This window comes from Acidiferrobacterales bacterium (assembly GCA_028820695.1).
Taxonomy (GTDB): Bacteria; Pseudomonadota; Gammaproteobacteria; order Arenicellales; family JAJDZL01; genus JAJDZL01.
Map to the genome: position 1 here is coordinate 59,113 of JAPPIB010000054.1, position 10,966 is coordinate 70,078.

A 10,966-nucleotide genomic window follows, 5' to 3' on the forward strand; every position below is an offset into this window, starting at 1 on the left:
CAGCGAAATGACCGGTGCTTCAGTTCAAGCTCGACTCACTCTTGCACGATCGAAACAAATTGCTTTATGGCTGTTGGCGTTTGCGATCATCGCCGTTATCTGGTTAGGTGGTGAACTATGGCCTTGGGCGGTAAAGGCACCGAAGGAACTCAGCTGGAAGATTGAGAGTCTGGGTAGCTGCACATCGGTGCGCTATTGTGTCACAGGCTTCATGAAATGGCTGGTTGGAGACGAAGCCTATGTCTTCCCCTGGACCTTCAAGGAATTCACTCGGGCTATCGCTGCCGGAATCGAACTCCCCTATCAGTTTATTAAATCTCTCCTGGTTGCCGGCTTCACCATCCCCGTGGGTGAAGGGCAATCATGGCAGACTCCCCCGCTGTCATGGCTGGGCATCACAATCGTCATGACTTGGGTTGCCTATCGTCTCAAGGACTGGACTTTGGCATTGATGGTCTTTCTGTGTATCGGCTACATCACGATCTTCGGTCACTGGGAAAGCGCAACGATCACCTTGTCCTCTATCGCTGTCGCAGTTCCGATTGGAGTGATCATCGGAATCAGTTTTGGCATTCTGGGCTATCGTTATCCAACGTTCGAACGGGCGATCACCCCGATACTCGATCTGATGCAGACGGTTCCGATCTTTGCCTATTTGGTACCAGTTCTGTTCTTGTTTGGCTTCGGCCCGGTATCCGCCATAACGGCAACCGTTATTTACGCAACACCACCCATGGTTCGAATTACCATGCTGGCACTGCGGACTGTTCCGACCGATATCAAGGAATTCGGCAAGATGGTCGGGTGCACAAGACGTCAGATGACATGGCGAGTCCTCATACCATCGGCGAAACCGGGTCTGATGGTTGGTGTGAACCAGGTCATCATGCTATCGCTGAATATGGTGATTATCGCCTCCATGATTGGTGCCGGTGGATTGGGATTCGATGTGCTTGCATCCTTGAGACGCCAGGCGATCGGAGATGGGTTGGAAGCTGGTATTGCCATTACGTTGATTGCAATTGTCGTTGATCGTCTGACACAAGCGTGGGCAGCACAGGCACCGGAAATGTACAGCGAATCCGACGATACACGGAGCAATCGTACCAGGTTTCTCCTTGTTGTGTTCACTGTGCTGGCAATTACGACCACAGTCGGATTCGCACTGCCATTTTTCGCCCAGTGGCCGGAAGTCTGGGAGGTGACAACCGGGCAGTTCTGGAATGATCTTGTCAAATGGATCAACATCAACTTCTTTGAGCAGCTCGAGGCGGTCAAGATTTTCATTCTGCTGAATATCCTGAAACCGGTAAAGTCGTTCCTGCTGAATTTGCCCTGGCCGGGAGTACTCATCTTGCTGGGACTGGCCGGGTATCAACTCGGCGGTCCGAAGCTTGCTCTGCTGGTTGTTTCGCTCGCCGGGTTCATATTGATTACAGGGCAATGGACAAAAGCGATGATCACGGTGTATCTGTGCGGGATCTCCGTCGTATTTGCGTCCATCATCGGTATGGCGGTCGGACTGATCGCTTCGGGTTCAACCCGGGTCAAGAAAGTGGTGATTATTCTGATTGATACCTTGCAAACGTTACCGAGTTTCGTATATCTGCTGCCCGTGGTCATGCTGTTCAGGGTTGGTGATTTTTCAGCTATGGTCGCCGTCGTCCTGTATGCATTGCCACCGGCGGTGCGATACACGATATATGGAATTGAACAGATATCCGCATCTTTGATCGAAGCTGCGAAAACCTCCGGTTGTACGAAAGTTCAGACACTGACCAAGGTTCAGATTCGTCTTGCATGGCCGGAAATCATGCTGGGTGTCAACCAGACTGTCATGTTTGCCCTATCGATGCTGGTTATCACCGCTCTGGTCGGCACGCGCGATCTCGGTCAGGAGGTGTATATCGCATTGACCAAGGCGGATACCGGCCGAGGCTTGGTCGCTGGACTTTCGGTCGCCTTCATCGCAATCATTACTGATCGTTTGATATCAGCTGCCGCCAGACGGCGCAAACAGGCTTTGGGTATATAGGGTAATCACAGAAAATGAGCAACGCGGCACTTCCAGGCCATCGCAGGATTGTCATTATCGGTGGCGGAATCATCGGGTCATCGACCGCCTATCATCTGGCACAACTCGGAGAAACCGACTGTATTGTGCTTGAGCAGGGAAAGCTGACAAACGGATCTACGTGGCATGCGGCGGGTCTGGTCGGACAGCTTCGTAACAACGCGAACGTCACCCAGCTTCTCAACTATTCCGTTGAACTCTATGATCGGCTGGAGCAAGAGACAGGACAGGCAACCGGCTGGAAGATGAATGGCGGACTTCGCCTTGCCTGCAACTCCGATCGCGTAACAGAAATCAAAAGACAAATCACCATGGCTCGGTCATTCGGTCTCGAAATGCATTTTCTGACACCGCAGGAAGTGCTGGATCTATGCCCGGTGATCAACATTGATGATTTGGCCGGCGCAGCTTATTTGCCGACTGACGGTCAGGTAAACCCAGCGGATCTCACACAGGCTTTGGCCAAGGGTGCCCGGTCAAAAGGCATCAGGTTTTACGAAGACTGTGGTGTTACCGCAATAACGACAACAAACGGGCGGGTAAATGGTCTCGATACCAGTCATGGTCATATCGATTGCGAAATCATCGTCAACTGCGCGGGAATGTGGTCGCGGTCAATCGGCAAGATGGCTGGTGTAAACGTTCCGATCGTGCCAATGAAGCATCATTACATCGTCACTGGCAAGGTTCAAGGCGTGCGGACAGGCATGCCAACGATACGGGACCCGGACCGGTTGATCTACTTCAAGGAAGATGTCGGTGGATTGGTATTCGGAGGATATGAACTGAACCCAAAACGATGGGAAGTCAGCCAACCACCGGACGATTTCTACTTTACGCTACTGGACTTCGAGATCGATCATTTCGAGCCTTTGATGGAGGCTGGTTTGAATCGAATTCCCGCCATGGGAGATGCAGACACCAAGCAGATGATCTGCGGGCCGGAGTCATTCACGCCTGATGGCAACTTCATTCTCGGTGAGTCACCGCAAGTCAAGAATTTCTTCATTGGTACCGGGTTCAATGCTTTCGGTATTGCCAGTGCAGGCGGTGCCGGCAAGGCGTTAGCGCAATGGATATCAGCCGGCGCTCCCCCGATGGATCTGGGCCAGGTTGATATCAGACGATTTGGAAAAGTGCATCAAAGCGATGATTGGATCGCATCGAGAACGGTCGAACTTTGCTCGAAGCACTACACGATGGGTTGGCCGCATGAGGAGCATACAAGCGCTCGTCCCCGTTACAGATCGGTACTTTATGATGCGCTTCGGGATTTCAATGCAAGTTTCGGTGAGAAACTCGGTTGGGAGCGACCAAACTGGTTCGCGCCCGATGGTATGGAGCCGATAGACTCACCATCGTTCGGACGGGCGAACTGGTTTGAATACGTAGGTTTGGAGCACCGCGCTGTCCGAGAAAAGGTTGGTGTCATTGACCAATCATCGTTCGCGAAGTTTATGTTGGAAGGAAATCATGCCGCAATGGCGCTTGAAAGCATCTGTTCCAGCCGAATTGACCGGCCGGTAGGCTCGGTCATCTACACGCAGATGCTCAATCCGGCGGGCGGCATCGAGTGTGACGTTACTGTGACTAGACTGCAAGAAAATCGCTTCATCATTGTCGCGGGTACCGGATATGCCTCTCATCACTTCTACCACATAAAGAACAAAATTCCAACTTCCTTGACTGAAGTTTCTCTCACAGAAGTCACCGAACAGTATTCAACACTGTCATTGTCAGGACCGAATTCAAGACTGTTGTTACAGACGATTACCGAACAGGATATGTCTGCAAGCGCGTTTCCATTCCTGACCAGCCAGATCATCGAAATCGCCGGAAGTCATTTGATTGCGATTCGAGTCTCTTTTGCTGGCGAGCTTGGTTGGGAGTTGCATGTTCCAGTCGACGATACATTGAAAGTTTTCCAAGACCTCATCGACGCAGGCAAAGACTACGAATTGACGCACGTGGGCTATCGGGCACTGGAGTCGCTCAGGCTGGAAAAGGGTTTCAGATCGCTAGGTGCCGATATTGGACCGGATTTCACGCCGCTTGAAGCCGGGATGCGAAAGTTGGTCAAGTTAAGGTCTGGCCTGCCATTTGTTGGTCGGGAAGCACTGGTCAGGCAAAGCAATGATGTACTGCAGCGCAGACTGGCTTGCTTTACGACGCAAGACCCGGATCTTTCTCTGCTTGGTCGGGAAACGATTTATCGAAATGGAATTCGCGTCGGTTGGACGACCAGTGCGGGATGGGGATATACCGTGAACAAGAATATCGCCTACGGCTATGTGCGCCATGAGGACGGCGTGCCCGACGAATTTCTCTACGATGGCACTTACGAACTCGAAGTTGAAGAAGTCAGAATACCAGTTGAAGTCGAAGCAGAGAGTCTATACGACCCGACTTCCAGCAGGATGAGAGCATAACGGCGATGGTGGTCGAATCAAACACAGGTAGTCAAGACACCGCATTCGCTCCACTACCGAACAATACTGTGTGGTCGATGGTTGCGGTCTGTAACAACCTGCTGTTTGGATTTCAGTCCGCACAGCATGCGGACGAATTGAAACTGTGAGAATCGACAGATGAAATATGGCTCCCCGGGACGGGATCGAACCGCCGACAAGATGGTTAACAGCCACCTGCTCTGCCTGCTGAGCTACCGGGGAACGGCACGTAGATAATGAATACGATTTCCCCTCGTAAAAAAAGGAAATCGCAGTCACTGACAATAATTTTATTATGATTTCAAAAATATCTATGAACTTATTTTCTGGTGATGTTGATGACACTGACCGATAGTTTGCAGCAAGGGCCTGTCCTCGATTTCAGGCGTGGACCGTCCGCATTTGCTGCGTTGCTTGCCAAGCATCAGGCTCGCTGTAAGAACAATCTGTGCCAACTATTCGAAATTCGCCAAGGAGCTGAACGACGGAGTACGGTGCGATGGCAGCAAGTTCCTTCGGTATCAATACGACAATTCGGCCATAGAAGGGGTTGAGGAGACGGGTTCACCAAAAACATGCCTATACGGTAAGTTTCCCGGGTCCAAATTCCGACCAGAGATTGGTGATCGGTTCCGACGCCTGGTTTGTCACAGATGACAGCGCAAGTGCGGTGTCACTTCACAGTGACCGGCAGTTCCGGCATGCAGACAAACTTTATATTGGAAAGCGCCTCTCGAAGTGAGATTTCAGCCAATGCTGGAGTATCTGCCTCGGCATAGATAAAGCCTGGATATTTCCCTCCTTCAGGTAGCGGCGTTAGTTTTTCGCCTGCCCGAACATCGATTCTGACGTCCAGCACGCCTTCGACCGCCTGCGCATCAATAACACCTTCGATTCGTCGCAGGACACCTTTAGCAGAAATAGGCATCATTGCCACGCCACAAGCCCGCTGAAACTGCGGTCGCCTTGTCGATTGCCCTGCACTCTTGCACAGAATAAACTGCTCGAGACTGGAATTCGTAGCCAGCTCAAACAATCGAGCACAGTCTCCGCCGATTGATCTGGCTGCCACCTCCAAAATCCATACCTGTGAATTGTTTACGCGAACTTCCGCATGAACAGGACCTGTTTGCAGTCCATACGCCTGGCAGGCCTTGAGTACCGATTCATGAATTTTCTCCTGGACCGGTTCGTCAACTATTGAAGGTGTTACAAAATATATCTCTTCAAAATATGGTCCATCCAAGGGCTGTGGTTTATCGAAAATACAGACAGTTTCCAATTCGCCATTCGAAAGATAGCCTTCAAGTGAATGTTCCGATCCCGGAATATACCGCTCGACCAATATGGGTTGCTCGAGTTCGCTTCCTGATTCAATTCGCAGTAAATCGCGTATACGCTGAATCGCCTGGACAAGCTGAGTGTCGTTGTCAGCCCGAATGACTCCACGGCTTGCGGATAGATTGATGGGTTTGGCAACACAGGGATATTGAACTTCACTCATCTGTGCCGCAAGGTCCCCGTCAAGTTCGATCGTCCAAAACTCAGGAACCAGCACATCTGACCTTGAAAGCAGGGTCCTTGCCAACACTTTGTTGACAGATGTCTTCAGAGATTCAAGCCGATTGTGTGGCAGATTCAACCTGTGGGCTACTTTTGCCGCAACTTCAAGGAACTTTTCATCCGGCGCGAGCACCGCACAGATTGGCTTCCTTTCCAGGTGCCCGACTATCGAGTCAACGACTTGCTCCAAATTCGAAAAATCGACTCGAAATCCTGAGCGAAGCCTTGGCAATACTGCTGAATCACCATCTGTTACCAAAATTATTGGTATGCCTTGCCGCTCGGCGGCTGACAGGTATATCGACGCGCGATAACTGTATGATGGAGCGATCAGGACGACCGCTTTTGCTGACTTATCGATTGATTCTGAACGGTCGTTATCGCCGGTTGGAGATCACTGTGCTGCCCCGCAACCGCCGCAGGCACCGGTGCCACCGACAGATTGAAAGACATTATGGAATACAAACGTGGCCTGAATTCCGTCATCGACATAGTCGATTTCAGCACCGGCGAGGTACTGAAGAGCGACCACATCTGCAAAAAGACGAAAACTGTCACCGTCCAGCACTCGGTCATATTCTGTCTCTGATTCCGCATAAGTCATTCCGTAACTCATGCCGCCGCACCCGCCTCCGGACACATATACCCGGATTCCCTTGATGTCCTCATCGGTCGCCTGAATCAGTTCTGCCATCTTACTGCCCGCAGCTTCGGTAACTTTGATTTCTGATTCTGAAATTGTTGATTGAAAATCCATAAACTCAATTTGTAATTTAACTTGTCCAGTCTCGAAACCCTGATAATCGACTGGTACTTCTAATTATCTACGAATGAGAGGATTATGCAACAATAGCGAGACGTCAGATGAAAACTGTCATCAAAGATATCAGTTATCACGAAGTAATCGCGACCCGCTCGACATATCCACTGCATTGCGGTAAATGGGCAGACAAACGAGCAGTATTCCCGCATGTTGACCGACAGATTTGATCTGAGTTCAGGCAGACCCTGTTGGTCGGGAAGCACGGCTGGTCATTTCGCGGATGGTTGAGTTAGAATACCCGTTAAATCCATACTACCTGGAACTACGATGTTGAATATTTGCCAATACGACTCACTCAAATCTGTGTTTGGAATTTGCCGATTCCCGATGCTTTACGCATGCTTGGGGCTGGTGTTTTCCTTTGCCATTCAAAATTCGGCCCTGGCCCAATCTCTTGAAGACGCACAACATTCTTATGTCGCAGGAGAATTCGTCGACGCGGCGCAGATTGCGAAAGCTCTCGGAACCTCAGAAGGCTATACCCTCGCCGCGCGTTCACTGACAATTTATGCACGCTATATTGCAGCCGAGGAGGATGCGCGCATGTTGTTGAACGAAGCAATTGAACTGGCGCAAGCCGCCGTTGAACACGAACCCAAAAACGCCCATGCCTACATGGCATTGACAAAAGCATTCGGCCGCTATTCACATACAATCAGCAAGATCAAGGCGATGAACGAGAATCTTGCCGACAAAAGTCTTAGTGCGATCGAAAGTGCACTTCAGATCAACCCAGATATGGCGCCAGCTCATGTGAGCCTTGGCAGGTGGCACGTAGGAATTGTCGCGCGAATGGGTTCGTTGCTAGCAGGTGCTACTTTTGGCGCTAAGAAGAAAACTGCAATCTCGGCCTTTGAGCGAGCACTTGAGCTGGGGCTTGAGGAAAAAGAAGATTACCTTGACCTCGCCATCGGTTACATCGCACTGGATAAGGACAAATATCGGGATAAAGTGCACGAATTGATTAAACAGGCAATCGAATTGCCGGTTCGGGATGCCCACGAACGAATCATACACCAACGGGCTGTCAATCGTCTGGCAGCATTGGAAGCAGATTCTTGAATGACGACATAGACGCCTGAGCCATCAATACGGATTTCCACTCGAATGTTGTCACGACACTGCAACATTAGTCAGGGCGGATTTTTGTTTGAGCTAACTTCATGATGTGAATTGAAAGCCGGCGAAAGCCGGACATTCGGCACCGTTTTCTGCATAGTGCAGCGATCTTCAGTTGAACCTATGCGGTGAAAGATGGATTTTTCCGAGTTGTCGATTGTACCGGTCAGGCGTGAGGAAGAAGCGAAATTCCTTTCTCTGATGCGCCGGCATCACTATCTCGGCGAACCGTGCAAGATTGGCGACAGTGCGTTCTATGCAGCCGGGTTCATTGTCCTGGTGAATCTAGCAAATTTCAGACGTAGAGTTGTCGAAACTGTCATTGTTGTACCGCAGGGTGCGCCACCAGACGAATCGCTCTTTGAACGCTGAGAGAATTTATACATTTTTTACTTCGCGTGTGTCGACAATCAGGGTGTTCGCCGAGCGAAACCTGATTGCTCGCAAATTAATGTTATGATATAACATTACATTTTAGGAGCCGCAAATGCAATCATTGAATTCATCTCTACCCGTAACCGTGCTGTCAGGATTTCTTGGAGCGGGCAAAACAACGCTCATGAACCATGTCCTCAACAATCGTGAAGGATTGCGGGTTGCTGTCATTGTGAACGATATGGGAGAGATCAATATCGATGCTGACCTTATTCGAGAAGATGGGTCACTTCAACAAGTAGATGAGAAACTAGTTGAAATGACCAACGGTTGCATCTGCTGCACGCTCAGGGAAGATTTGCTTATTGAGGTTGCGCGTCTTGCAGACGAGAAACGCTTCGATTATCTACTCATCGAATCGACAGGCGTCTCTGAGCCGCTCCCAGTAGCGGAAACATTTACGTTTGAGGATGAGTTGGGACGCTCGCTGTCCTCAGTAGCCAAGCTCGACACTATGGTGACCGTTGTCGACGCTTACAACTTTCCTCGGCTAATGGCTGAAGCCGAGAGCCTCAAAGAAAAGAAAATGGAGATCGCTGAAGACGACGAACGCAATATCGCTGATCTGCTCATTGACCAGATCGAATTCAGCAATGTCATCGTGGTGACAAAAACCGATTTGGTCAGCGTGTTGGAAACCGATGCGCTACTCGCCACTCTGCGCCGCTTGAATCCAGGTGCTGAAGTGCTCATCGCGGATCACGGAAAAATTGACACAGCCAGTATTGTTGGCACCAGCAAGTTTGATATGAATGAGGCTGCAAACGCTCCAGGGTGGCTCGCGGAACTACGCGGCGAACACGTGCCGGAAACTGAGGAATACGGCATCGGCAGTTTTGTCTATCGGGCGCGCAAGCCGTTTCATCCCCAGAGACTCTACGACTTTCTCGTCAAGGGCTGGCGCTGCGGTAATCTTGTCCGATCAAAAGGTTACTTCTGGCTGGCGACGCGTTTCGACCTTGCCGGCTCGTGGTCTCAGGCAGGCGGCATTATGAATTACGGGTTTGCAGGTCTTTTTTGGTCTGCGATGTCTAAAGATCAGTGGCCTGACTACCCGGAACATAGAGCGGAGATCGAAAACAAGTGCGAACCGCCCTATGGCGACCGCCGCCAGGAGATTGTCTTTATCGGTCAGCAGCTCGACGAACAACAGGCTTGTAGAGAACTGGATGCATGTCTTCTAAATGACAATGAACTTGCTGGCGGCCCGGATAGTTGGAAAGAGTTTCCCGACCCTTTCCCGAAATGGATCGAAGAAATTGAGGAGGAATTCGTCTGATGCGGCAGGTAATCAGTAATCAACTGGGCGATTTTGCAGCGATTTACGATGAGGATGTGGAAATCATTAGTGTCTCGCGCCCGCAGGCAAACGCTTGTGAATCCTTGTCAAATCGGTTAATCAGTTCTCGGCAGGTTTTGCAGAAACAATGGGTTCAGTCTGCAGATGATGCGCAAGCCCCTGCAAATGAGCTGTCAGCGGTAGCTGACAAGGAAATGTGCTCTTTGCTGTTCGATCAGATCACTGAAGCCAGCGAGATGTTAGGTGAACTTATGGGCTGTAAACAGGTCGGTGTGCGAGTCGTGACCTTGAAAGCTCCGATGTGCCCCCGATTTCATGTGGATTACGTACCATGTCGCATGTTGATCACGCTTACTGGCGAAGGCACGGAATGGATTCCGAACAGCGATGTTGATCGGGATAAATTGGCCGATCGAGAAAGCAAATATCCTCCCATCCATGCAGGCAGGCAGATACAGCAGTTAGCCACAGGCTGCTGGTCGCTGCTCAAAGGCGGAGCGTGGAATAAAAAGTTTTCCGGTGTGGTTCACCGATCTCCCCACGGAGAAAGTAAACGGCTGTTGCTATCGATTGATCCGGTTTTTTGACCGCCGGTCTCACAGCGACTTCGCAAATGAACGAGCGATTCGTTTGGTGAGGCCTTAGAAAGGAATTCGAAAGCCATCGTTGGTTGAACTGTTTTGCCGGACGTTGGTTTCGGAGTTTTGATGACGCATCAACTGTGTGCGCTCGGGTCTTTGAGCGACAAGCTGCCGCAGCCTCTATATATCTACGGACACTCGTGCGTGAACTTGCCAACGTTGCGCAAACACTTGCACAAACCCCTTGTCGGGCGCCACCTGACTGACGCACGAGACGTAAACAAAACTTGATTTGCGAAGATGGTCGAGGCGATTGCCAAGGCCAGGGGCAAGTGTGCATGAAATTTGGTACGTTCATCAACATTGAAGAACGAATCATAGAAACACCACGAATTCCAGCGAATTGACAGCGCTCATCGATGGTCAATGCGAATAGTGGCCTCGTTTTTGCAAAACATCCCCCGGTTTCGGTGAGCTATGACCAGCTGGTGAATTATGCGGGCTAAGTTCGCATCGTCCCGTGGACTTCGCTCACAAATGTTACTAGCAACATTTGCTCACAATGTACTTGACAATCGAAACGGATTTGATGAGGATGCCTGTCAGATTCGAAGCGGGCAT

8 protein-coding genes and 1 tRNA gene are annotated in these 10,966 nt (G+C 50.5%); 6 read left to right on the forward strand and 3 right to left on the reverse strand.

The annotated features are described in order from the left end of the window. Positions 1–7 precede the first annotated feature (7 nt). The gene (locus OXI60_10705) at positions 8–2,035 is read left to right on the forward strand and encodes an ABC transporter permease subunit (protein MDE0310281.1); all 2,028 of its coding nucleotides are present in this window, start codon (positions 8–10) and stop codon (positions 2,033–2,035) included. A 14-nt stretch (positions 2,036–2,049) separates the two neighbouring features. After that, complete coding sequence (locus tag OXI60_10710) at positions 2,050–4,503, forward strand: FAD-dependent oxidoreductase (protein ID MDE0310282.1); 2,454 nt, start codon at positions 2,050–2,052, stop codon at positions 4,501–4,503. A 167-nt stretch (positions 4,504–4,670) separates the two neighbouring features. Here OXI60_10710 and OXI60_10715 read toward each other — a convergent pair. The 3 genes from OXI60_10715 to OXI60_10725 all read right to left on the reverse strand — a co-directional run bounded on the left by OXI60_10715 (position 4,671) and on the right by OXI60_10725 (position 6,844). Continuing rightward, positions 4,671–4,746 (reverse strand) — tRNA-Asn (locus OXI60_10715). A gap of 451 nt (positions 4,747–5,197) precedes the next feature. Then, on the reverse strand, positions 5,198–6,277 hold the full coding sequence (locus tag OXI60_10720) for an ATP-grasp domain-containing protein (protein MDE0310283.1): 1,080 nt from the start codon (positions 6,275–6,277) through the stop codon (positions 5,198–5,200). A 204-nt stretch (positions 6,278–6,481) separates the two neighbouring features. Then, complete coding sequence (locus OXI60_10725) at positions 6,482–6,844, reverse strand: iron-sulfur cluster assembly accessory protein (protein ID MDE0310284.1); 363 nt, start codon at positions 6,842–6,844, stop codon at positions 6,482–6,484. Positions 6,845–7,252: 408 nt separating this feature from the next. Between OXI60_10725 and OXI60_10730 the strand changes: the two genes are divergently transcribed. From OXI60_10730 to OXI60_10745, 4 genes are all read left to right on the forward strand, one after another. Next, on the forward strand, positions 7,253–7,972 hold the full coding sequence (locus tag OXI60_10730; protein ID MDE0310285.1) for a hypothetical protein: 720 nt from the start codon (positions 7,253–7,255) through the stop codon (positions 7,970–7,972). Positions 7,973–8,164: 192 nt separating this feature from the next. After that, positions 8,165–8,401, forward strand: a complete 237-nt coding sequence (locus OXI60_10735) for a hypothetical protein (GenBank protein MDE0310286.1) — start codon at positions 8,165–8,167, stop codon at positions 8,399–8,401. Positions 8,402–8,516: 115 nt separating this feature from the next. Further along, entirely contained in the window at positions 8,517–9,743 is a 1,227-nt protein-coding gene (gene zigA, locus OXI60_10740; protein ID MDE0310287.1) for a zinc metallochaperone GTPase ZigA, read from the forward strand. Next, positions 9,743–10,351, forward strand: a complete 609-nt coding sequence (locus OXI60_10745; protein ID MDE0310288.1) for a DUF1826 domain-containing protein — start codon at positions 9,743–9,745, stop codon at positions 10,349–10,351. Before zigA ends, OXI60_10745 begins: the two co-directional genes overlap by 1 nt. Positions 10,352–10,966: the final 615 nt, after the last annotated feature.

What these genes read in the sequence shown, in the direction of transcription:
- OXI60_10735 (MDE0310286.1), top strand. Translation starts at nt 8,165, where the DNA reads ATGGATTTTTCCGAGTTGTCGATTGTACCGGTCAGGCGTGAGGAAGAA.
- OXI60_10705 (MDE0310281.1), top strand. Translation starts at nt 8, where the DNA reads ATGACCGGTGCTTCAGTTCAAGCTCGACTCACTCTTGCACGATCGAAA.
- OXI60_10710 (MDE0310282.1), top strand. Translation starts at nt 2,050, where the DNA reads ATGAGCAACGCGGCACTTCCAGGCCATCGCAGGATTGTCATTATCGGT.
- OXI60_10745 (MDE0310288.1), top strand. Translation starts at nt 9,743, where the DNA reads ATGCGGCAGGTAATCAGTAATCAACTGGGCGATTTTGCAGCGATTTAC.
- OXI60_10725 (MDE0310284.1), bottom strand. Translation starts at nt 6,844, where the DNA reads ATGGATTTTCAATCAACAATTTCAGAATCAGAAATCAAAGTTACCGAA.
- zigA (MDE0310287.1), top strand. Translation starts at nt 8,517, where the DNA reads ATGCAATCATTGAATTCATCTCTACCCGTAACCGTGCTGTCAGGATTT.